The 23279-nt window shown below is 61.2% G+C and carries 14 protein-coding genes; 3 read left to right on the top strand and 11 right to left on the bottom strand.

What is annotated here, in order from left to right; genetic code table 11:
* Window positions 1-23: 23 nt before the first annotated feature.
* Together ACH488_RS06615 and ACH488_RS06620 are read right to left on the bottom strand one after the other, a co-directional pair.
* Window positions 24-980: a carbohydrate ABC transporter permease gene (locus tag ACH488_RS06615; protein ID WP_397323044.1), complete on the bottom strand. Its 957-nt coding sequence runs from the start codon at window positions 978-980 to the stop codon at window positions 24-26.
* A 3-nt stretch (window positions 981-983) separates the two neighbouring features.
* Window positions 984-1901, bottom strand: a complete 918-nt coding sequence (locus ACH488_RS06620) for a carbohydrate ABC transporter permease (RefSeq protein WP_397323045.1) — start codon at window positions 1899-1901, stop codon at window positions 984-986.
* Between the two features lie 64 nt (window positions 1902-1965).
* On the opposite strand from ACH488_RS06620, the gene ACH488_RS06625 reads away from it, so the two are divergent.
* Window positions 1966-3057 carry a LacI family DNA-binding transcriptional regulator gene (locus tag ACH488_RS06625; protein WP_397323046.1) on the top strand — a complete coding sequence of 364 codons (1092 nt, stop codon included), beginning with the start codon at window positions 1966-1968 and terminating at the stop codon, window positions 3055-3057.
* On the opposite strand, the gene ACH488_RS06630 is transcribed toward ACH488_RS06625, so the two are convergent.
* Window positions 2999-5083 carry an alkaline phosphatase family protein gene (locus ACH488_RS06630; RefSeq protein WP_397323047.1) on the bottom strand — a complete coding sequence of 695 codons (2085 nt, stop codon included), beginning with the start codon at window positions 5081-5083 and terminating at the stop codon, window positions 2999-3001. The genes ACH488_RS06625 and ACH488_RS06630 overlap by 59 nt on opposite strands.
* Before the next feature lie 840 nt (window positions 5084-5923).
* Between ACH488_RS06630 and ACH488_RS06635 the strand changes: the two genes are divergently transcribed.
* Window positions 5924-6709, top strand: a complete 786-nt coding sequence (locus ACH488_RS06635; protein WP_397323049.1) for a Gfo/Idh/MocA family protein — start codon at window positions 5924-5926, stop codon at window positions 6707-6709.
* A gap of 226 nt (window positions 6710-6935) precedes the next feature.
* Window positions 6936-8048, top strand: a complete 1113-nt coding sequence (locus ACH488_RS06640; protein ID WP_397323050.1) for a LacI family DNA-binding transcriptional regulator — start codon at window positions 6936-6938, stop codon at window positions 8046-8048.
* A 50-nt stretch (window positions 8049-8098) separates the two neighbouring features.
* Here the strand turns inward: ACH488_RS06640 and ACH488_RS06645 are convergent, their stop codons facing one another.
* From ACH488_RS06645 to ACH488_RS06680, 8 genes are all read right to left on the bottom strand, one after another.
* Entirely contained in the window at window positions 8099-9001 is a 903-nt protein-coding gene (locus ACH488_RS06645) for a carbohydrate ABC transporter permease (protein ID WP_397323051.1), read from the bottom strand.
* Window positions 8998-10008 (bottom strand): carbohydrate ABC transporter permease, encoded by a 1011-nt coding sequence (locus tag ACH488_RS06650; protein ID WP_397323052.1) that lies wholly within the window; start codon window positions 10006-10008, stop codon window positions 8998-9000. The genes ACH488_RS06645 and ACH488_RS06650 overlap by 4 nt, the downstream gene beginning before the upstream one ends.
* A gap of 116 nt (window positions 10009-10124) precedes the next feature.
* The gene (locus ACH488_RS06655) at window positions 10125-11441 is read right to left on the bottom strand and encodes an ABC transporter substrate-binding protein (protein ID WP_397323053.1); all 1317 of its coding nucleotides are present in this window, start codon (window positions 11439-11441) and stop codon (window positions 10125-10127) included.
* Window positions 11442-11678: 237 nt separating this feature from the next.
* Window positions 11679-12752, bottom strand: a complete 1074-nt coding sequence (locus tag ACH488_RS06660; protein WP_397323054.1) for a WxL protein peptidoglycan domain-containing protein — start codon at window positions 12750-12752, stop codon at window positions 11679-11681.
* 24 nt (window positions 12753-12776) lie between these two features.
* Window positions 12777-13400, bottom strand: a complete 624-nt coding sequence (locus tag ACH488_RS06665; RefSeq protein WP_397323055.1) for a hypothetical protein — start codon at window positions 13398-13400, stop codon at window positions 12777-12779.
* Between the two features lie 96 nt (window positions 13401-13496).
* The gene (locus tag ACH488_RS06670) at window positions 13497-17798 is read right to left on the bottom strand and encodes a family 43 glycosylhydrolase (RefSeq protein WP_397323056.1); all 4302 of its coding nucleotides are present in this window, start codon (window positions 17796-17798) and stop codon (window positions 13497-13499) included.
* Window positions 17799-17983: 185 nt separating this feature from the next.
* Complete coding sequence (locus tag ACH488_RS06675; protein ID WP_397323057.1) at window positions 17984-19915, bottom strand: DUF5107 domain-containing protein; 1932 nt, start codon at window positions 19913-19915, stop codon at window positions 17984-17986.
* Between the two features lies 1 nt (window position 19916).
* A complete protein-coding gene (locus tag ACH488_RS06680) occupies window positions 19917-22940 on the bottom strand; it encodes a glycoside hydrolase domain-containing protein (protein ID WP_397323058.1) in 3024 nt (1007 codons plus the stop codon).
* Window positions 22941-23279: the final 339 nt, after the last annotated feature.

The raw sequence follows: 23279 nt of genomic DNA on the forward strand, positions 1-23279 counted from the left end.
AAGGTCGCCGTCGTCGGGCCTTGTTACTTGACGCTTCCGGCAGACAGTCCCGACTGCCAGAAGCGCTGGAGGAAGAGGAACGCCCCCACGATGGGCACGATGGTGAGCAGTGATCCGGTGATGACGAGGTTGTAGATGGCCTCGCCTCCGGCCGTGGTCGCTTGGGCGTTCCAGCTGTTGAGCCCCACGGTGAGCGGGTACCAGGTTGATTGGCTCAACATGATCAAGGGGAGGAAGTAGTTGTTCCACGTGGCCACCACGGTGAACAGGAGGACGGTGATGAAGCCCGGTGCCAGCATTCTTAGCGAGATGGTGAAGAAGGTCCTGAACTCCCCCGCCCCGTCCATGCGGGCTGCCTCCAGTACTTCCGTTGGTACGGACTCGATGGCGTAGATCCACACGAGGTAGAGCCCGAACGGACTGATCAGGGACGGAATGATGACGGACCACGGGGTGTTGGTGAGCCCCATTTGGCTGAACATCAGGAAGGTGGGGACTGCCAACGCCGTGCCTGGAATAGCCACGGCACCGAGAACAACTGCGAAGACGCCACGCTTGCCGGGGAAATCAAACTTGGCCAGTCCATAGCCGGCCAGGGTGGCAAGGAACGTAGCCCCGCCGGCACCCACCACCACGTAGAGCATGGTGTTGGCAAGCCAGCGCAGGAATTCGCCGTCGTTGTAGGTCAGGGTGCCCACAATGTTGTCCCACAGTGCGAAGTCCCCGGAGAACCACAGGCCGAACGAGCTGAAAAGGGAGGTTTGCGTCTTGGTGGAATTGACCACGAGCCAGAACAAGGGAAGAAGTGCGTACACGGCCATGACCCCCATCAGGATGGTGAGCAGAACGGACGAGCGCTTCCGGGTGACGCCGTGGCGCCGGGTATTCAACCTAGGCGCAGGTGATCGCCGGGGCCTTGCCGCCGGTGTCGGTTTGGGCGAGATATCGCTGGAATGGGCTGGGCTCAAACGTACGGACATGGGCTAGGCATCCTTTCGCGAGCCGGAGATTTGGACGACGTAGGCGACCACCACGGTGAGGACGCCCATGATGATGGAGATCGCCGCGGCGTAATTGAACTGCTGCCCTGCGAACGAGAGGTTGAAGGCATACATATTGGGCGTGAAGTAGGAGCTGATGGAGTTCGGCGCCAGCGCCTTGAGGATGTTCGGCTCGTTGAACAACTGGAAGCTGCCAATGACCGAGAAGATGCTCGCTATGCCGATTGCGCCGCGGATGGACGGAAGCTTGATGCTCCGGATCACCCGGAACGTGCCTGCTCCGTCAAGGTTTGCTGCTTCGTACAGTTCCGCAGGGATGACCTTCAGTGCCGAATAGAAAATCAGCATGTTGTACCCGGTGAACTCCCAGGTGTTGATGTTTCCGATCGAAGCGAGGATCCAACTGGAGGAGAGGGGCTCGGCAAGGTCCAGCCCGAAGAAGTCGTTGATGCTGCCGAACAGGCCAAACCGCGGGCCGTAGATGAATCCCCACATCAACGTGGCCACTACTGCGGGGACTGCGTATGGGAGGAACACCGAGATACGGAAGAACGACGACGCGCGGAGACGGCCGCTGTCCAAGGCCAAGGCTGCGAACAGGGCCAGGAACAACATGATGGGAACCTGAACCACCAGGAAGACCGCCACCCTGATCACGGAGTCCCAGAACTGGGGGTCCCCGAGGGCCTGAAGATAGTTGGCTCCCCCAACGAACTTGTCGCCGCCCACCATTTGGTTCTGGAAGAGGCTCAAGTAGAACGCGTAGAGCACGGGCGCCACGAATACCAGCAGGAACACAGCCATGAACGGGCCAACGAATGCCCACCCCATCCATCGTCCTGCGCGTTTCCGGGTTCGGACCAAGGGTAGGGCGTCGGCCACGGGCGACGTCGTTGTCATGATAGTTTCTTCTCTTCTCACTATGTTTACGCAAACATTCTTGAAAGAAGATTAGCATGTTTAGGTGAACATACAAGGGGATGCAACGGAGAATCAGAACCCGGTCGACACGACGAGGGGCAGCGGTCCGCCTCCGCTCAGAAACTCCCGCGCCCTTCGTGGCCCGTCAATAGCGGATGTAGCGCGGACAGCCGGCGTCTCCGCCCAAACTGTGTCCCGCGTATCAAACGGACTGACGAATGTTGAAGAAAAGACCAAGCAGCGGGTTCTCGATGCCATGAAGCAACTGGGCTACCGGCCCAATAGGGCCGCCCGGGCGCTCAAGAGCGGCCAATTCAAATCCATCGGCGTCATTCTGTTCAATCTCTCGACCCATGGCAACCGGCGTACGTTGGATGCCATTGCCACTGCCGCGTCACAGGCGGGCTACTCGGTGACCCTGATACCCCTCCACGATCCCACCACAGGAACAGTGACAGGTGCCTACAACCGGCTCCGCGAGCAGGAGGTGGATGGGGTGGTCATCATCTTCGAAGCACACCTGTTCGATCGCGAGGACATGACCTTGCCAGAGGACCTTCCCGCCGTTGTCATCGACTCCACTCCCGGGTCCGGGTATCCCATGGTTGACACGGACCAGGCTGAAGGCGCCCGGATTGCTACCAGACACCTCTTGGATCTTGGCCACCAACAGGTCTGGCACATCGGGGGGCCAGTATCCTCCTTTTCGGCCATGCATAGGGAAAAGTCCTGGCGACGGACACTGGACGAGGCAGGCATCCAAGCGCCCACTGTCTTCCATGGCGATTGGTCCACCGAATCCGGCTATCAGGTGGGAATGGAAATGGGCCGAAACCGCGAAGTCACGGCAATCTTCGCTGCGAATGATCAGATGGCCCTTGGGGCAATGCGAGCTCTTCATGAACTTGGACGCCGCATACCGGAGGATGTCAGCATCGTGGGATTCGATGACCTCGAGGAATCCATGTCCTTCTGGCCTCCCCTGACCACCATCCGTCAAGACTTCCATTCGGTGGGCCGGCTCAGCATAGAAAAGCTGCTTCAGCAGATCGCCGGAAACAGTCCGGCCAGCGGCGTCACAACCGTGCCAACGCGCCTCGTGGTGCGCAAAAGCACGGCCACACCGGCCCGTTAAAGCCCGCCGACTCACTCGTTGCGCCCGATACGACACTGACGGAGCCGGCCGGGAGGACTGCAGCGCGGCTGTTGAAAGCGATCGAAGCGCTCGTTCCCGGTGCTACCGAGGCAAAGGACTTGGATCCGTAGGCAGTATTCACTGCGATGGTCAGCGCCTCGGCCGTGATGTTCTGCAGGGAAACCGTCAGGTAGGCCCTGTTTCCGATGCATCGCATGGCGGTGGTGGCCGAGTGCGTGGGCGGGTTACCGGCTTCCCCGGAGTTGGCGGCACTGACAATGAGCCAGCTCAACTGCACATCAGAGGAGCGCATCTTGCTGAGTGTGAAGGTCAATTCGCCATTCTCGGCAACGGTGACATCGCCGTAGACCACGGTCTGGTTCTCCGATGAGTAGTCATGGTCGGCTTCGCGGACCTCGTTGTTAATGGTCACCTTGGCGCCGCGATTATCCCAAGGCCAGGGATCTGCGTACCCCGCGTGAACCGTGTACTTACCCGGCTGAAGGTTTCCGAAGCGGTAGCTCAGGTCCCGGCTGGACACCGCGTACCGCAACGTTGAGAACATGTCTCCGCTGGATGCGCCGCTGCTCCCACTGCCGGAGCTTTCGTATCCCCAGGGCGCTCCGCTGATTGGGTCTGTACCGAAGAGCTGATCGGCCGCGCTGTTGAGGAGACCGCCGTCAAGGGCAGCCGCCCCGGTCAACGAGAGCCAGTCAGATGTCTGCTGTCCGCCGGCGTTGACCACATAGCGGATGTCGGACGCCTCGATCGCGTCGTGAAGGCCCACCGCGTCCACGGCCCAGAAGGAGCTGTTCTCTCCCGTGTACCGGAACCGGAACTGCGCCGTCGTGGCTCCTGCGGGCACTGTGAAGGGCAGTTTCTCCACCGTGTTCGTAGCCGTGGAGTAGCTCTTCAGCGTCTGGGTGGCTCCGGTATTGAAGGTTACCGTGACCGTGGCTGACTGCGGGCCGTCAATGGCGTAGTTGGTGGCGTAGCTCAGGCTCGCGCGTCGCAGGCCGTCAACGGCAAAGGCGGGGCTGACCAGCGTTGAGTCAAACTGACCGGACTCGTGCTGCTTGTCGTCCCATTCGTCCGAGTCAGCCACCGCGATCACGTCGCGGCCACGTACCGTGGTTTCACGGCGCTGATCGCGATCGGACGCTGTCCAGAAGTCATCCGTGGCAAAGGTCCACCCCCGCCATTCCGCAGTCCCACCGGTGGGCATCGCCGAGTTGTCGATGGACCACCCCTCAGGCGTGGTCTTGGTCCACCCGAGAGTGCCCGCGGGGATCGCGGACTCATCGACGCCGGGCTGCAGCACTGGGCGCAGGGAGTCGAAGGCGTCCGAGGTGAGGTTGCCAATGGATGTTCCGTCGAGATTCCACTCGGACTTCGCGGGCACGCCCGCGGCGGCCATCATGGTGGGGGCAACGTCCACAAGCTTGGCATCATAACGGGTGACGTTGGCGGCGATTCCCTTGCCAACCATCGTGGTGAATACACGCCGCTCCCCCGCGGAGCTTCCGCCGTGACCTCCCGTGGGGGTGTGACCGTGGTCGGTAGTGACAACAACCGTCCATTCCTCGTTCGCTGGGCGTGCCGCCACCGCGTCCATGACCTGGCCAATCCTTGCGTCTGCGCTGGCAAGAGCCGCGCCGTAGTCAGCCCCGCTGGTGCCCACGCGGTGTCCCGCGGTGTCCACGTCCTCCAGATAGAAGAAGAGATCGTCCACTGAGCCACTGGAGATTGCGTCCACTGTGGCTGTGGTGGTGTCCGCATCAGTGGAGAACTTGGTCCGCACGTCCACGCCCGGACCGAAAATGGTAGCGGTAATGGGCTCCCATGTTCCCATTGCCGCGGTCTTGCGCGACGGTGATGCCGTGTTGATGCGTGTGAGGTAGTCCGGGTAAGCGCCAAATTGTGGAGAGCCGAACCCGTTGTCCAGGACGTTGTGTTTGTCCGGCCAGACGCCGGTGGCGATGGATGCCCATCCCGGCCCGGACAATGGCCGCCATTGGCGAGGCATACAGGTTGCTGACCGATGTTGTGCCACGAGCACGCAACGCATCCAACCGGGGCATCTCTGCCGGGCCCAGCGAATCAAATGCTGCCCCGTCAACCCCGATAATCAGGGTCTTTGCTATCGGCGCCTCGGCGGCCATCACGGGGGCGCTGGACAAGACTGTGCCGGTGAGTAGCCGCGCCCCCCGCCCACAGACGTAGATGGTGTGCCATGGAGTGGTTCTCACGATCTCTAGGGTGCTCGTGGTGCAGCGACCAGCTGCCAGGCAGTGCCCCACCAACACCCGAAATCGTCCGCACCGACGAATGATTACGTAAACATTGAAGGATTATCGGGGCGTCATTGTCAAGAGTCGGCACCGCCGAAGAGGCGTGAGCCGCCGATCGGAATGTTCTATTTTGGTAGTTATTGTTTATTTAGGTGTAAGCTCCAGAGTTAATTGGATTGTCCTGAAGATTGGTTTCACCCGGTGGCACCGGCCGCAATATCAACGCCCAGGACACTCCTACGCCACTTCGCTTTCCCCAACGCTGTTGCCTGTCCCATGAGTTGCGATGCGCAGCACGGCGCACATTGAAGGAATAAGCCACCGATGTTTCCAACCACGTTTCCCAAGCCTCAACTCTTCCCCCCCGGCACAGACGCCCCTGCGTTGCGTTGGGGGCTGCTGGCGCCGGGATGGATAGCGGACCTGTTCGTGTCTGCCATGCACAAGCACACTGACCAACGATTCGTCGCCGTTGGCTCCCGGTCTCCTGACCGTGCGCGATCGTTCGCGGCTCAGCACGGTATTGCAAGGGCCTATGACTCGTACGAGCAACTCGTGCTGACCCCCAGGTTGACGTGGTCTACGTAGCTGCGCCGCAAAGCGAGCACCTAACGCTCGGGCGCCTCTCCGTCGCTGCCGGAAAGCACACGTTGATCGAAAAGCCGATGGCGACCACTGCCGACGAAGCCAGGGCGCTGACCGCGGCGGCTCGAAACGCCAAAGTGCTGCTGATGGAGGCGCTGTGGAGCCGCTACCTACCGCAGACTTCCGTTGTTCGCACCCTCGTCAACGACGGGTTCCTCGGGGAGGTCCGTTCTGTGGTGGCCGATCACGGTCAGGCCATTCCTGGCTACCCGGATCATCGCCTTCACCGCCGCGAATTGGGCGGAGGGGCACTGCTCGACCTCGGCATCTACCCTGTACAACTGGATTCGATGGTACTGGGTGCGCCAAAATCGATCACCGCGATCGGCGGCCTCCTCGATACCGGCGTCGATGCCTACTCCACTCTTGTGCTTGGACATGGGCATAACGTCCAATCCACTCTCACCACCAGTCTTGCCGTTCGCTCTCCGTCCACAGCAGTCATCGCCGGCACGCATGCGAGAATCGAGATAGACGGTTCCTTCTACATGCCTACCACCTTCCGCCTCGCGGGCAATGATGGTGACGCGATGGTGTGGAACGATCCCACCGGGGTGACGTCCATGGCGGGGCTGTCCTGGGAAGCGACGGCACTGGCACAATTCGTTGGCGAAGGCCGTACTGAATCACCCATCCATACTCTGGACGAGACCATCTCCATCCTCGAGACACTTGACGAAGCCCGCCGACAGCTCGATGTATTCGCACCGCTTTAAACACCCGCTTTCCTACCGCCAGCGCGGAGGTCTTGGACTTCCCCGGAATGGCCTGTTCCTCGATCCATGGACTGCCCCGTTAACCTTTGGCCGCGGCTCACGCCAAGGGGCCGGAACTCGCCGAGGCCAACCTCCCGGCTGTTGCGGCACTGGAAGCCAGACGGCAACACTTGGACATATTTGTGCCAACGGGACGGAAAGTGACAGTACCTTTGTTTAGGTGAACATGGATCAGGAGAACACAAGCATCGGGACTCCGGCGGGAACGTCCAGGGAGTCACGCAAGCTCGCGGCCAAGAAGCGCGCCACCAGGGGACCGTCCATCGGGGACGTGGCAAAGGCCGCTGGCGTCTCCGCCCAGACCGTTTCCCGGGTTTCCAACGGACTCACCAACGTCGAAGAATCCACTAAGAACAAGGTCCTCGACGCCATGAAGGAACTCGGCTACAGGCCCAACAGGGCCGCGCGTGCGCTCAAGAGTGGCCAGTTCAAATCCATCGGCGTCATCATGTTCACCCTTTCCAGCTTCGGTAACATGCGTACCCTGGACGCCATCGCCACGGCTGCCTCGCAGGCTGGCTATTCCGTGACGCTCATCCCCGTCCAGGATCCCACCACCGGAACCGTATCCGGAGCCTACGAAAGGCTGCGGGAACAGCAAGTGGACGGCGTCGTCGTTATCTTCGAGGCCCATCTCCTGGATGAAGCTGACATAACCCTTCCTGAGGACCTCCCGGCCGTGGTGATCGATTCCAACGCCGGTTTCGGCTATCCCATGGTGGATACCGACCAGGCCCAGGGTGCACGGTTCGCCACGCAGCACCTGCTTGACCTTGGCCACCAACAGGTGTGGCATATTGGTGGACCCACAACGTCCTTCTCGGCCACGCACCGGGAAGAATCATGGAAGCGGACATTGGAAGAAGCCGGTATTGAGGCCCCTCCGGTCCTCCATGGCGACTGGTCCACTGAATCCGGCTACCAAATCGGCCGAGAGCTCGCGGGCAACCCGGATGTGACCGCCATTTTCGCCGCCAATGACCAAATGGCCCTGGGTGCCATGCGCGCCTTGCATGAACAGGGCCGGAGCATTCCGGAAGATGTCAGCGTTGTGGGATTCGACGACCTGGACGAGTCCACGTCCTTCTGGCCGCCTCTGACCACCATCCATCAGGACTTCTACGCAGTGGGCCGCCTCAGCATCGAAAACCTGCTTCAGCAAATTGCGGGCACGCGATCGGTAGATAATTTCACCGTTGTGCCCACCAGCATGGTGGTGCGCGAAAGCACTGCGGCTCCGCAGTCAGTGCGCGTCCGTCAGCCCGGAAAAAGCGCGTAGCTGCGGACAAGGGCTAACCCTCCCCCCCGCAGCTACGCCGTAGATTACTGCTAGCCCTTGCTGGCTCCCAAGGTAAGCCCGGCCACGAACTGTCGTTGCAGGACCAGGTAGATGATCATGGTGGGAATCAGGGTGATCATGGCACCTGCCGCAATCAGGTTGTAGTTGCTCAAGAACTGCCCCTGAAGGTTGTTAACGGCGGTGGTGATCGGCAGCCTGTCACCGCTCTGGATGAACAGCAAGGGCCAGAAGAAGTCGTTGTAGATGAAGATGACTTGCAATGTACCCAAAGCCGCGAGTGCCGGACGGCAGAGTGGCATGATGATGTTCCAGTACTGCCGCCAGATACCAGCGCCATCCACCAAAGCGGCTTCGGTCAGGTCTTGCGGAAGGGCCTTCATGTAATTGGAGAGCACGAAGGTGCAGAAGCCGATCTGGAAAGCAGTGTCCACAATGATGACGGCTATGTAGGTATTGAGCAGATTCCCGGAGTCGCTGACTGAGTACGGCAAGGAAACATGCTTGAACATCTCAAACAACGGCGCTGCAAGGACCTGCGGTGGCAGGAGATTACCGGCGGTGAACATGATCAGCAGCGTGATGTTGAACTTCCAGCTCACACGCGATACTGCGAAAGCCATCATGGACGCGAAGAGAAGCGTCAGCAGGACGGTGGGAACCGTGATCAGGATTGAGTTCAGGAAGTACTTCGAGAATCCTCCTTGGTTCCAGGCCTGGACGAAGTTTTCGAAACCGAAGCTGCCCCCGAAGCTGAAGTAGCCGTATTTGTCGGTGTCTTCTTTGGGACGGAGCGCCGTATAGAGCGACCAGAGCAGCGGTATCAGCCAGATGGCGGCCATAACGATGAGGAAGATGTGCGTGCCATAGTGGCGTTTTCCGGTCTTGCCGGTCCTGCCGGTCTGGACAGGAAGGGTGCGGGCGATGGTGCTCATGCCTCTTTCTCCTTGCCGAAGGTGCGGATGAGGTAGAAGACAATCGGTACCAAGGAAATCACCAGAAGTACCACGGCCAGCGCTGAACCGACGCCGATCACCTGTCCTTCACCGATCAGGTTTTGGATCACCAAGGCGCTCAGCAGTTCAAGACCGTTGGTGCCGCGGTTGATGACGTAGACAATGTCAAAGGCGCGGAGGGACTCAATGATGGTGATGACCACGATCACGATGTTGACCGGGCGCATTGCAGGGAAGACTACGCGGAAGAAGGTCTGAACCGCGTTGGCGCCGTCAATCGATGCAGCTTCCCTGAGGGCGGGGTCCACACCCTTCAGGCCGGCTAAGTAAAGGATCATGACGTAGCCCGCATGGCGCCATGTTGCTGCGATCATGGCAGCCCAGATGTTGACGTTCGAGTCGCCGAACCAGTCCACTGCCTGGGGTGTGCCGGCCGTCCCGAGCAGGAAGTTCAGCAGACCGCTGTCGCGGTTGTAGAAGAGCTGCCAGATGATACCGATCAATGCAAGGGAGAGCATGACAGGCGTGAAGAAGATGCTCTGGTAGATCTTACTTCCCCGGATCTTCTGGTCCAGAAGCACCGCGAGCAGAAGGCCCAGCGGCGTTGCAATCAACGCCAGGAAAGCCAGCCACAGCACGTTGTGCTGCATAGCCGGCCAGAACGGTGGGTAGTTCTGGCTTATGAACTCATAGTTTTCCGTCCCGGCTGACTTGATGTCTGCCACGTCCAGCCCGTTCCATCGGGTGAAGCTCAGTGCAATGGAGGCCAGAGTGGGCAACCAAACGAACAGCAGCTGAATGAGCGTTGGAAGGCCGACCATGATGCCAAGGACGATTTTGTCGCGACGGCTTAGGCGACGAACCCGCCCGGACTTTTTGCGCTTTCGTCCGGCATTTGCCGACGGGGCGTGTGCTGTCCCTGCGCGGGCACCGCTTGTAGGGGGTCCGCTGTTCGGGGAGGCCGGTTTTTCGGCTGTGGTACTCATGGGAATTCCTTTGGTATTCGTCGCGCGCTGGCCGGCCGCGGTGTGATCCGCGGCCGACCATTGCTCGGGAAGCCTGGCTGGTTGACCAGCAACCGTATGGCCAGAGCAGCCCTACGCTACTGGGCCGCGTAGAGCGACTTTGCCTGCGCTTCCAGGTTTTTCACATCGACGCTTCCATCCTTGATGAAGGACTGAAGAGCCGGAATCATGACGTTGTTGGCCATGGCCGGCAACGCATCGCGGTCCAGGAACTGGCTGATGTACTTCGCGTTCGCAATGGTGTCCGCACACTTCTTGTTCAGAGCAGAGTACTTGGACGTGTCAGCGCCCTTCACTGTTGCGATGTTGGAAGTATCTACGGCCGCGTAAGCGTCCTGACCTTCCGGACTTCCCATAAAGGCAAGGAAGTCGCGGGCCGCCTGATTCTCGCCACCCTTCTTCGACAGCAACAGGCCATCAATCGGAGCCTCAACGGCGTCAGTTCCTTCAACGGCGATCTCCGGGAACGGGAAGAAGTCGATGTCCGCCAGTACCGTGGGATCCGTGAACTGCTGCGTCACGAATGAACCCAAGAGATACATACCGGTCTTCTTGGCCTCGAGGGCTTTGGCTGCATCCTGCCAGGTCTGGCCCAGGGCCGCAGGGTCTTGGAACGGCAGGAGTTCCTTCCAGGTATCGAAGACGTCGCTGACCTTCTTCTGATCCCAGCTTTCCTTGTGCGCGGTGAGGTCGACGTGGAACTGGTACCCGTTGAGCCGCATGTTGATGTAGTCGAACGTTCCCATGGCCGGCCAGCCGTCCTTGTCGGCGAAGCCGATCGGAATGATTCCATCGGCCTTCATCTTGGCAGCCAGAGTGGTCAGCTCGTCGAAAGTGGCCGGAACTGCGTAGCCCTTTTCGGCCCAGAAGCTCTTCCGGTAGAAGAAGCCCCACGGGTAGTTGTAGTTGGGGACCAAGTACATTTTTCCGTCAGGGCCGGTGGAAGCCTTCTTGATGGCGTCCGAGAAATTGCCGCCGATTTTCTCCCAGACGTCGTCGACGGGAGCCAGCAGACCCTTCTCTGCGTAGTACTGCATCCGATAACCGGCAAACCAAGTGAAGGAATCGTCCGGGCTGCCCTGCAGGTAGGAGTTGATCTTGTTCTGGAAGTCGTTGTGGGGAACCACGTTGGTCACCACGTCGAAGCCCGACTTCTTCGTGAAGGCGTCCGTTACCGCCTTGTAGGCAGCGCGGGGAACCTCGTCCGATGAACCCGAGCCAAAGGTGAGGCTCTTGGATGTGGAACCGGACATGGGCGCTGAACCGCCGGTGCAGGCTGACAACATAGGGATGCCCGCCGCAGCGACTGCCCCGACCCCCAAAGTCTTAAGGAAGGTTCGCCGTCCTGGACCGGCGCCTTCCGCCGCCTGGAACGGGCCAAGATTTATAGCCATGATTACTCCTTTGGATCGTGGTTCTTCGTGAGACTGTCCAACATCTGCCGGCGCACTGTGAGACAGCTCAAGTGTGGGGCTGTGGGAGCAGAAAATTGCCTGATCTGATCAATATTCTTTGTGAATGTTCACGTAAACATCGAACTGCAAGAAGTTTACGTAAACATGAGTGCTTTTGACAAGGGTTCTTTTGCTGGTTTTCAACACTTTTTCGGGAGCACGGCTCGCACCCGGATATCAGGGCGTAGCCACTTCCCGACGCCCGGCCTCGCGGGCCTCTTCGACCAGCCTGACCAGCTCCTTCTTCCGCCGCTTGCGCCCCCAGAAAAGGCCCGCAAACAGAAGCATCAAAGCAGCAAGGACGGCTAGCTGCGGCCAGGGAATCGCCCATAACGTCACGCTTTCCTGCACGGGATCCAGCGCTTGGGTGGCCCCGTCCGGGGCAACCACCCCTTGTGACACCGTCACCGGCAAAGTCATGATGCCCAGCGGCCACACGTGAGGTACGTGGATACTGACGGTTCGACGGTCCCCGGGCAGCAATTCTAGAGTTCTGGCTTCTTCGGTCCCGGCAGCCGGCCACCGGGCGTCATTAACCATGGTGGAGGGATCCACCGACAGGCGGACGTTGCCCGTATTCTCCAGGTCAACGGTAAGGTCAGCGGATCCCGGCTCCAGGGGATTCCACGACGTATCGTAGCTCGCGGTTGCCTTCATGCTGAGCGCAGCTTTGACCTCTCCCTTGACCCGGGTCATCACACGGAACCCAACGCGGCTTTCCACGCCCAGTTGTGTCCCGTCCGAGCCGCCCTGTGAGTAGATAGAGGCAGCTATTCCCGCTGCATGATCGCCCGGTGTCGCGTTGTCCGGAACAGTCACCTTGAACGGCACGACGGCGGTACCTCCCGCCGCTACGGTGACAGTCTTGTCCATGGAGATCCAGGTACCTGCAGCAACCGACTGTTTGTCACCAGGGAGCATATTGAAGCGCCCTGTCGGAGTGAAATACCCATCGGCGGCGGTGAGGGAAAAAGTGACTTCCCTGTCGCTGAGGTTTCTGACCGCCAAATGGTCATCAACGCTCGTCCCGGAATCGAGTTCCAGTTCAACCCATGAGCGGCCGTCAGGGCCCGCTGAATCCGCAGGAGTCACGGCCCAGGTGACCGGACTATCCGTCGCATCTCCGGTGGTGGCAAAGCTGCTGGTCGCAGAAGCGAAACTCGCACAGACAACAGCTCCCACAATGCTTGCCACGATGGCGCAGCGTCGCAGAAGTCCGTAATCGGACAGTTCGAGGGTTGGGGACCTCATAAGCTGAAGATACCTCCGCCGGTACTATTCGAACAGGGACAGCGTCAGCTTGGCCACATAGTTGCCAGGGGCGACTGTTGCGGGCGTGCGGAGGAAGAGGTCAGCGTTGGCTGTCCACTGTCCTTCCGAGGCAATCGCACCCGAGTTCTGCGTCAACGCCAGCAACTCCTGGTCCACAAGACCCACGGCATTACTACCGGAATCCATCGATGTGTCCACTCGGTCACCTTCGGTCACCTGACCGGACTCACCGCCGTCGATGACTCGCGGTGCCCAGCCCAAGTGTGATGCGCTGATGGCCGGTTGTCCCGCGCCGCCGGCGAAATCCGTTGAGGTACCCAGCACATACCAGCCGGCACCGGGAGGGATCTCATCCGGAGACCGGGTATCGGTCACCGTCACGGTAGGCAGGGTGCCCTTGAACTGGCGCACAGCCGGCGTGGAACCGTCCTCGGTCAGTGCCGTGGCCGTGCCTGCGACGCTCATGGCCAGCACACCGCCGTCGACGACTTCGGTAATGCCGACGTTGACATCCACGTCCTGATCGCCGTGGTTTTGGTCGGCCATCGCCATCCCGGCGACACCCAGCAACAGCGCCGCAGCAGTGGAAACAGCTGCACCGCGGGCCAGGAATTTATGTCGGTTCACTTTTCATGCTTCTTTCACGTAAGCCCGGCAAACCGGCCGGGAAGAGAGGGTAAAAGAAGCTGGTGGCCCACCATCGGGCGGGCCACCAGCGTCAGGTTAGTTGCAGGATGCTGCGTTGTAGGCGGCGTTTGCTGTCACTGTGACGGGTTGGCCGTTCACGGTGGCTTTGGCTTCAACGGCTACGGTGCCTGCCGGTACCGAAGCGGCACGGGTGGTGAATGCGTGGACCGCGTTCTTACCCGGCTTGACCTCAGCGAAGGACTTGGTGCCGTAGGACGACGTGAAGGTGGCCTGGACCGACTTGGTGTCGTTGTTGGTCAGCTGCGCCGTCACCGTGACTTTTCCGGCAACGCACTTAGTGCTGGCCACGGCCGTGACGTTCAGCTGCGGCGCGGCCGGAACCGGGTTTGCGATCATCAGCCAGCTCAGTTGCACATCCGGCCCCCGCGTCGGTGTCAGCGAGAAGGTCAGCTTTCCATCCGTTCCCACCGTGACGTTCTGGTAGGCAGCGGACTGGTAGTCCCCGCTGTAATCGTGGTCAGCTTCAACCACAGCACCGTTGACGATTACCTTCGCCCCCCGGTCATCCCACTGTGCCCAGGGATCGTAGTACCCGGCATAGACCGTGTAGGTGCCCGGAGCGAGATCATTGAACTTATACGTCAAATCACGGCCACCTGCGGCATACCGGAGGGTGGTGAAGATGTTGCCCTCGACGGTTCCGGAGACTCCACTTCCTTCACTTTCGTAGCCCCAGGTCTTCCCCGTTGCCGGATCAACGCCATAGGGCTGGTCTGCGGCACTATTGAGTGCCGCTCCCGCCACGCCTGGCGCCGCCATCAACGCTGTCCAGTCGGCAGTTTGCTTTCCTCCGGCGTTGACTGCGTAGCGGACACCGTTCGGAACGACCGGGATAGTGCGGGTGAAGGTCCGGTTACCGAAGCCGGGAAGGGTGCCGGTAGCGGTGATGACACCAACGGTATTGGTGTTGCCGGTGACCTGCCAGGTCACAGCCTGAGTGGAGCTCCGGCCATTCTGGGTAACGGACACTGAATTGACATTGAAGCTTGCACCAACGGAAAGGCTGGTTGGCACTCCCGTGACGTTCCACGCTGCGTTGGCGTCAAGATCCTCAAGTTTCCACTCGGAAGGCGAGAGGATACTAATGGTCTTCCCGCCTTCGCCCATCTGGATGGGCAGCCAGACCATTGGCGCGGTTGCCAGTGCTTGGTCCGATCCCCCGTTCCAGCGGTCACCCATGTAGATGAACTTGCCGTTCGCCGCATCCACCGGGATCACGGACGAAGGCTGCGAGTTGTTGGAATTCCACGCCACGTCGCTGCTGAACGGATTCGGCAGCTGGGTCCATTCTCCCAGGATGCTGGTTGACGTGCCGTACTCTGAGGGATTCGGCGACCAGCCGGTGGTTCCCGAGGTGATGATGAAATAGCGGCCCTGGTACTTGAAGATAGCCGGTGATTCGCGGGATACGTTCACAAAAGCCCGCCGGAAGTCGACGCCCTCCACAGCTGTATCCGGCGAAGCGGACAAGTTGGTGTAGTCAGCGTTGAGCTTGGAGATGAACATGGTCTTGTTCTCTTCGCTGGAGTAGATGATGTAGCCGGTGCCATCGTCATCCACGAACAGGTTCATGTCCCTGGCCATGCCGGGGTTGTTCGGTGCGAAGTTGGTGGGATCGCCGGAAGCTGCCTTGTGGAGGCGGTAGCTGTCGATGTAGCGGAAGGGACCAAACGGTGAATCCGAAATTGCAACACCAGCGTTGGCCTTGGCGTACTGGACGTTGTATTGATCGGTTGGACCATCGGCGTGGACCCACATGACCCACTTGTTGGTCGCCTTGTTGTAGATGACCTTTGGCCGTTCAAGGATCGGGGGCAGCCTGTCTCCTGACGGCACGGTTCCGAGGTCACGGTACACGGCATTCTTCTGCTCAGTGGAGTAGCCCGAGTACAGGTTCTGGAAGTAGGGATCGCTGGTGAATTGGTCCGCGGAGGACATCGCTTTGAGGACTACCCCTTCATCCTTCCAGTTGTAGAGGTCGTACGAACTGTAGCCGTGCACACCCGGGGATGAGTGGTAGCCATTGGTCCGGTCCTCGCCGTACAGGTAGTAGATGGTCTTGCCCTCGGAATCCTTGGAGGTCACTACCTGCCCACCGTGGGCCTGGATGAGGTTGCCGTTGTTGTCCCGCCAGTCCTGGCCGGGCCGGAAGCTGTTGTAGCCCGTACCTTCGCTGGCGTTCCTGAAGGTAAAGGACTGATTTGCCCCACCATTGGAGGTCCAGAGCCCGATCCAGGCACCTTCGTGCGTGGACTGGTTCGAAACATCCAAGACCTGGTGGACGCCTGCGTTCAGGAGGCTGAACGAGGCACCGTCCGTGGTGCTGAAGAGCCACTGGCAGGAGCTATCCGTGCGGGCTTCCTCGTCAGTGATGGTGCGAAGCGTAGTGCCGTTGGCATCAGCACCCAGGGCGCGGCCGTCAGCGAGCCTCAGGACAAAACGGTCACGGGTGGTGCCATCTTCATCAGCGATCCGCGTTGCCTTCCATACTTGGTTCCCGCCTGCAATGGAATCGCTGAGAACTGTTTTGGGAGAGCCATCAGAAGCAGTCACTGCGCGTCCACTTTGGACACCAACAAAGCTGTAGGACTGACCGTCCTGGACTGCAGGCGCATCGGCGGCGACCCCCGATGCTCCATTCACCACGAATGTGGTCACAGACTTGGCCGGTACGGTCAGCGTTGCGGAACGCGATCCAGCATCAATGGCCACAGGGCTGCCGCTCACCAAGGCATTCGCAGTCGGGTTGCCTGAAGGAGACTCGGTAGTAACTACAGGAGTGACGGTGGCTCCGGCAGCGATTGTGGCGAACTTGGACAAGTCCACCTTGATGGTCCTGGCTTGGTCGGAGTCGTTCGTGTGGACCATGGCCAGACCGGAACCATCGGACTTCAGCGCAGAGGTGGTCTTGCCGTCGCTCGTGGGAATGATGCGGTCACCCGGTGCGATGTAGTGGGTGAAGTTCCGGATCGTGTTGTACTTCGAGTTCACCTTGGTGCGACACGAAGGATCAGCGGCACCGTCGGCCAGGCGCCGCACGGAGTTGCCCTCGGCGTTGCAGTCGAAGTCAATGAAGACAGATCCCCAGTTTTTCTTCTCGCCGAGTTCCATGTTGTAAAGGTCTTCAACCGGCTGCCACAGTACCCAGGACTCAGGATCGAGCTCGCGGAGGTCATCGGTAATGCGGGTGGCCATTCCCAGACCGTTCTCGATGCTGTCCGGGTTCCAGGAGTCACCGCCCCAGTTGCCTTCCACTTCGCTCATGGACAAGGGCTTGTCCGTTGCCTTGGCGACGTCCCGAACCGCGAGGCGGTCACCGGTGGAGTACGTGTGGACGTTCAGCTGGCTGACGGCCTGTTTGGCTTCAGGAGTCCAGCCGTTCCAGTCTTCCAGGAAGCGGCTGGGCGATGTTTCATCCGGACCGGAGACCTTGGCATCGGTGGTGGTGCCTGGCTCGGCGAGCTCGGCAGCCATGGCGGTCAGCACCTGGGATTGCAGGGCGGGGCCAGCGTGGGCACCCTCCTGGCCACCACCGTTGGGCAGTCCGTTGCCACCGATGGTGGTTTTCCAGTAGTTCGTGTTGGGCTCATTGAGGGGGTTGATGGTGTCGAAATGGATACCTTCGGTTTGCTCGACGTGTTCAGCTACCTTTTTGACGTAGTTGACGAACTTGCCGATGGCCGCGGGCTTGATCTGGTCGGCGTTGGGATCCGTGCCGCCGCTGACGTAGCCGCTTTCGGTCATGAAGTAGGGCGGCGAGTTACTGAATGCCTCCCAGGTGGTGACTTTGTCCTTGATGGCCGCAATCCAGGCACGCTGGGAGGCATCGGCGTCGAAGTTGTAGTCCGAGGCGTTCTCGCCGGTCCAGGCAGCCAGGAAACGGTCCCGGTCAGCGTAGTTGGTGGTGATGGGCCCTGATTGGTCCGAGAGACCGGCATTCGGGTTCCACCAGCCAGGAACCGCTCCGCCAGGGCGCAGATAATCGGGGATGTCGCTGGCGTTGCCGCCGCCTACGTTATAGCGGGCGATGTTGAGGTTGAGGCCGTCATCACCGAAGACCTTGTCAATCAGATCGTTCCGGATGGCTTCGGGGTATTGGCCGGTGGCGTTGGCCATCCAGACGAGGCTGGTACCCCAGCCTTTGAATGCCGGACCGGCCTGTGCGGGGTTGGGAGTGAGGACGAGTACTTCCCCGGCAGCGGCAGCGACCGGGATAGTGCTTGGGGATAGGAGGGGAAGTGTTGCTAGTGCGAGGGTAGAGGCGGCGATTGCCGCTGCGATGCGATGACGCGACGATGCGTTCGTATTCGACAACATTGTCTTAAATCCAATCCGTTCATGTTTACGTGAACATAGAAGAGGTTTACGTAAACATACAGTGACCCACGTCACCCGTCAAGTAATGATTTCCGCTGGTCAAAAGATGATCTGGCCGCTGCGCGCGGGGATAGCGCATTCCCATCGAAACGCGCTATCCCCGCGCATTTAGTCCTCCGAAGGGACTAATGCATCCCAAACCGGTAGCCGGCAGGGACGGGTTCGCCCGGACATACTTCCTCCCACAGGTCCGCGATGGCGTCCTCGCCCTCCCGCAAATCAGGGATCTCGACGCCGGTACGGAGGATCTCTGCGGCCTCGGCTCCGTGCCCGCCGCGGGCGAGCGCCAGCGCCCTGAGGAACGTCAAAGGTCCGACGGCGGCACCCTCCTTGGGTGCCGACTCCGCCAGGTCCAGCGCCATGACCGGGTCTCCGTGCCGGATGCTCAGGGTGACGGCTTCCACGAGCAAGGCGACGGCGCTTGAATCAGTCTCGACGCCGTTCCGCAACTCAGCGAGGCCTTCTTCGTCCCTTCCGGCAGCGAGCAGGGCCAAGCCCAAACCGCGGTGTGCCAGGGCCTTCGTCCGCCTGTGGGCATGCTTGGCGCCAAGTGTCCGTTTGTACCATTCCTTGGCGCCATTGAGGTCCTGCTTCGCATGCCGCATGGTAGCCACGTGGAAGTCCGCTTCCGGGTTTCCCTGCGCTGCAAGCAGCTCCTCCCAGTCCGCGCCGGCAACAAAGGAGGGGGCGCCGTCGAACGGTTGCCCTTTCAGCAGCCCAAGCCAGGGTTCCTGCTCCGCCGTGACGCTTTCGGTGACGAACGGCGTGCCGCTTTCGTCGATCCACCCCTTGCCGGCGCGCCGGCGCCGGGCTCGTTCGGCCACTCCCCAGCCGCTGCCGGTCAGCAGCATTTTCGACGGCGGCACATCGGCGTTGCTGATCGCGGCGGGAAGCATGGCCTCCAGTTCCTCGTGCGGCAGCAGTGTCTCCAGCTTCCGGCCCGCGTGTTCCACGGCGGCGTCCCAGTCCTGGCCGTGTGAAATGCCCGGGTCAAGGTGCCCGTTGCCATACGCCTCCACCCAGGACCACACCGCTCCAACTGGCATGACCAGGTGTTCGAACTGGGTCTGTGCCAGTCCCGCCTGGATTTCGGCGTAGGGGGCGGCGCCGGGGCTCAGCCACTCCTGCCATCGCTTGCCACCCTGCCCCTGGCCCCAGACGAAAAGCTTCTTCCCCCGCAACAGGCCGGTGGAGAGCATCGCCAGCCCGTCGCCGTCGTCGTCCGCTGCCACTACCCAACGGCGCTCGGATGGATCGATGTCGAAGAAGAAGTCGGCCGCGTGCGGGCTGTTGACCAGCCACGTGCCGTCGTAGCCTTCGTGGGCCGTGGGCCGGACGCGGGTGATGTCCGTGGCGTAGTCGCTGCCGAACGCCTCGTCCGCGGGCGCGATCACGCGGGTCCTGGCCGTTTCCGGAATCGCCGCGTTGCTCCACCAGTACATGGGAACGTCGTGGTCATTGGGGTTGCGGATCCGCACCGCGGCGAACAGCACAGGCGAGTCCTCGGGCAGCCAGATGTCCACTTGGAACACCACTTCGCGGAGGCGTTCGAACTCCCACATTCGCAGGACGTGCTTGCCATCGGGGGTGTGGACGATCGCCGTATGGAGGGGATCGCAACTGGTGGGCGAATGGCCGCGGGTGCCGATGTTCCACTCCAAACCGCCCGCGAACCACGCCTTCCGCAGGGCAATGTTGGCCAGCTGCGGGGCACCGTGGGTGTGCAGCAGTTGCTTGCCCGTGTCCTTATCGAACAGCTCCCAGATCCGGCCGCCCAGCGAGGGCAGCACCGTGGCACGCAGCTTGCTGTTTTCCAGCACGACGGCGGGAAACTCCCTGGGTGCCGCGTCCCTGTCGTAGCCGTCCTGCATCAAGTACGGATAGACATTGGGCACCAGGCCGTACCGTGCGGACGCCTGGAGCTCCTCGGGGATGCCCTCGCCCACGGTGTAGGGCTGGTCGAGTTCGGAGGCCACCACGGGCAGGGGGTTCAGCGGCCCAAGGTCCGCCATGCCCAGCGTCAGGGTGGTCACTGTGAGGTTGGATGGTGTTGCCACGTCAGTATCCAATCGTGAGGAGGAGCCCGCGGTTCGGCTCGATGGTGATGGTGGCGCCGGGCTGGTAGTGCGCGGCGTTCTGGAAGCCGTCAATGGCAGGGGCGTTCATGACGACGGACGCAAGGTGGGCGGAACCGGCGTCGAAATTCAACTGCACGTCCACAGTCTCCTCGGCCCACGAGGCCAGCGCCACTACTGCCTTGTCGCCGTTCAGCCACGTGCTTGCGAGGACGTTCGGGTGATTGGTTTTCACCGGGGCGTTGCGGTCCCACCAGCCAATCATTTCCATCAGCTCCAGCCCAGTCCTTGCCCAAAATTCCCACAGGGGCCGGTTGTCCACTCGCGGCGCCCTGCCCGTCATGCCGAACACCATGCCTCGCCAGGGATTGCCGCCGTTTTCGAGCATCTCGCCCATGAGGCCGAACGGTATTCCGGACAACTCCACCAGCCAGTAGTCCGGATCGGTTCCTTCGTAGTCGAAGTACTCCCCGAGCCAGAGCCGGTCCACATAAGGCAGTTGCTCCATGTACAAGTTGGCCGAGGACGCGTAGCCATCGTGGGCGGTGAATTGGTTTGCCGAATGCAGGTCGATCTCAGGTCCGTCCGTGGCGCGCTCCCGGCAGGCTCTTTCCAGCACTTTCCTGACCCGCAGCATGGTGTGCCGGTCGTAGGCGATGTCATCCAGGTAGATCCCGTCGATGCCGTCCTCGCCTTTGGACAGCTCGGCGAGGCTGCGGACGTAGAAGTTCTCCAGCCGCGAGCCACCTGTGGTGACCACCGCAATGTCATCCACGTTGGGCGCAAACCATGCGGACACGTAACCATCGCCGGCGTGCTCCTGGAGCCAGATGTGCCCCTTGCCCGGCCCGTCGCTGAACACTTCATGGTCCAGTTGGAGCATCGGCAACAGCTCAGGACTATGTAAGGTGAGCTCCCGGACAGTGTTGTAGACCTTGGCCTTGAGTCCGTGCTTGTGGCACTCGGCAATATAGCTGCGGAGCCTGTCCTCATTGAGCAGTGGATCGTTGATGTACGGAGCGGGCGCGGTGGCGTGATGGATATTCACCACTGTGGCGCCGGCGTTTGCTATCCGTGCAGGGTCCGCCGGTTCGTGAAAGTACCGTTTGGCCAGATGTTTGCCAGGTTCGATCGGTTTGAACGGAGTCAGGAGAAGCCGGAAGTCGAAGTCCAATGCTTGCCCGCGCTCCAGGGTGCGTGGGCCGCTGGTGGCTTGTACGGTGACTGTGCCGCCCTGCGTACGGATCGTGACTCCACCGGTTCCCCAGGACTTCGGCTTCAGCAACGGCTTCTCAAGGTAGAAATTGGTGTTCAGCGGCCGTTCATAGCTCTTGTCACGGAGGGCGAGTTGCAGCCCGGCGTTAACCCCGCCCAGCCACAGGGCATCCTGGTTCTTGTTGGCGATATCCCACACCCAGTCCAGTTCCGGGGGTCGCCGTCCGCCCGGGATTCCCATACCCATGGCGAGCGGTACCGCAGCCTCATGCAACCCAAGCCGCAGTCCGACGTCGGGCACGTCCACAGTCTCGTGTGCGCCCAACCGCAGCTCGAAATGAACAGCACCGTCCGCGTCGAGCGTGCCGGTCAGTCCTAGCGACGCCACTGTCTTGCCGCCCTGCACGCCTGTCCACTGGCAGGTCCACGAGACGCGCGCCGGTCCCGCCACGGTGTAATCAATCGGCCCATAGGACCATTCGATGGGTCCCGTTTCCAGCGTCATCGGCTCGGCGAAAAGCCCGACGGCGGGACCATCCGTTGCCGTCACACCCGCGGTGAAGGTGGACGTCACCTGCTGCGGCAGGCCCGAGGCTCCCAGCGTCAGTGTCCTGCCCAGGATTCCTAACCTCCGGTTTTCTCCATCCAGCGTGACAGGGGTAAACGGAGCCACGAGCTCGGCGTCCTGGGCGATGGTCGAGTCGAGCCACGCAAGGCGCCTGAGCAGCCGGGGATCCTTGGTGGATTCCGTGGGTTCCTTGATATCCATTTCCACGGCCAGACGCTGCGCTTGACGGTCGCCGTTTCGGACCGTGATGTCCGCTGTGACCACGCCGTCGGCATCATCCGGGATGGGGACGATGACGAACAAGGCCTTCACTGTTCCCGCGGGGATGCTGAGGGACTTCTTCAAGGGCTTGCCGAGGCGGTCTGTTCCGTCGGTGTTGACGCAGTGGCCGTTTGTCACCTCTACCGTGACGCCGTCGAGGTCCTTCTGCGCATACACGCCGAGTTGGACCACGTGATCCTCCCCCGGCTCGGCAATGTCCCGGAAGTGGTTGGCGGGTCCGTTGATGGCCCAATGCGCAGGAAGCCTGTGCCGCATGGAGATCGGGTTGAGCCGGTCCTCGGCGAAGAGGAGAAAGGCTTCGTCGGCATACTGCTGAGCGAGTAGCTCCAGTTCCGCCGCCGTTGCCGTGAAGTTCATGGGCGCAAACGAGTCTCGCTCGCTGGCGGCCTCGTAACGCACTGAATGCGCTTGTGGGAGCTGGGTTTGGTTGCTGTCCGCCCATAGGGAACCCACGACGGCGGCCGCCCAGTCCGGCTCGGCGGCCGGCCTGCGTGGGAGGTACTGCGCCTGGGGGTAGTGCGCCTTGCCAAGCATCGCGTACGGCAAGTAATAGACGAAGTAGGTGCCGGGGCCATCGACGGCTTGGAAAACCAGCGTGCCGGACTCCCGCGTAGCTACTTCCACTAAGACGTTCCGCAGCCTCGTCCCGGACTTGGCCGCCACCATGATGACCTCCACGCCGGCAGGGTCCTGATCTTGCCGCCGCCATGGAACCACCACCCTCCTGGCTTCGCCCAGCCCATCGTCCGGGACGTCCACCACGAAGCGGTGGTTGCCGTAGAGGAGCTTGTCCCAGTTGCCGACGCCGCACTCCACCTCCGGGTGCCCGGTGACGCGTTGGGGTCCGTGTTGCTGGCTGGCGCCGATGTGCTGGGATTTGACGGCTTGGGCTGGCTCGGAGGGGCGGGTTGTGGCCGGTGTGAGCGGCTCGGGCAGCGGCATCGCTGGGACTCCTGAAGGTAGCTTCCGGGGTGGTTTCACCGAGTTGGTGAATCCTTACATCATTGCCGCGTTCCGTGAAGGCTGTAAAGGGTATTGCGATGCGCGATGAGTGTCATTGGAGGGGTGTTCTGAGACGAAACGAGCTCTTCCGACAGACGGCTCCACCCCACCCAGGGCAGCGATCCCACGGCGATCTTCGCAGAATCGACATCAGCGCCTTCGGCAATCTAATCGTTAAACAGCAAGACCCGCCGATCCACGTGTGTGGGGCAGGTCCGCATCTCCAAAATACCGGAGGCCCACTGCGTCGGTCCAATAGCAGGCTGGAGAGACTCACGC

Source organism: Paenarthrobacter sp. NPDC018779 (assembly GCF_044391085.1).
Taxonomy (GTDB): domain Bacteria; phylum Actinomycetota; class Actinomycetes; order Actinomycetales; family Micrococcaceae; genus Arthrobacter.

Excerpts from the sequence above, each read along its gene's own strand:
- ACH488_RS06680 (WP_397323058.1), bottom strand. The coding sequence starts at position 22,940 with ATGCCGCTGCCCGAGCCGCTCACACCGGCCACAACCCGCCCCTCCGAG.
- ACH488_RS06640 (WP_397323050.1), top strand. The coding sequence starts at position 6,936 with ATGGATCAGGAGAACACAAGCATCGGGACTCCGGCGGGAACGTCCAGG.
- ACH488_RS06670 (WP_397323056.1), bottom strand. The coding sequence starts at position 17,798 with ATGTTGTCGAATACGAACGCATCGTCGCGTCATCGCATCGCAGCGGCA.
- ACH488_RS06655 (WP_397323053.1), bottom strand. The coding sequence starts at position 11,441 with ATGGCTATAAATCTTGGCCCGTTCCAGGCGGCGGAAGGCGCCGGTCCA.
- ACH488_RS06630 (WP_397323047.1), bottom strand. The coding sequence starts at position 5,083 with ATGCCTCGCCAATGGCGGCCATTGTCCGGGCCGGGATGGGCATCCATC.
- ACH488_RS06645 (WP_397323051.1), bottom strand. The coding sequence starts at position 9,001 with ATGAGCACCATCGCCCGCACCCTTCCTGTCCAGACCGGCAGGACCGGC.
- ACH488_RS06615 (WP_397323044.1), bottom strand. The coding sequence starts at position 980 with ATGTCCGTACGTTTGAGCCCAGCCCATTCCAGCGATATCTCGCCCAAA.
- ACH488_RS06660 (WP_397323054.1), bottom strand. The coding sequence starts at position 12,752 with ATGAGGTCCCCAACCCTCGAACTGTCCGATTACGGACTTCTGCGACGC.
- ACH488_RS06620 (WP_397323045.1), bottom strand. The coding sequence starts at position 1,901 with ATGACAACGACGTCGCCCGTGGCCGACGCCCTACCCTTGGTCCGAACC.
- ACH488_RS06650 (WP_397323052.1), bottom strand. The coding sequence starts at position 10,008 with ATGAGTACCACAGCCGAAAAACCGGCCTCCCCGAACAGCGGACCCCCT.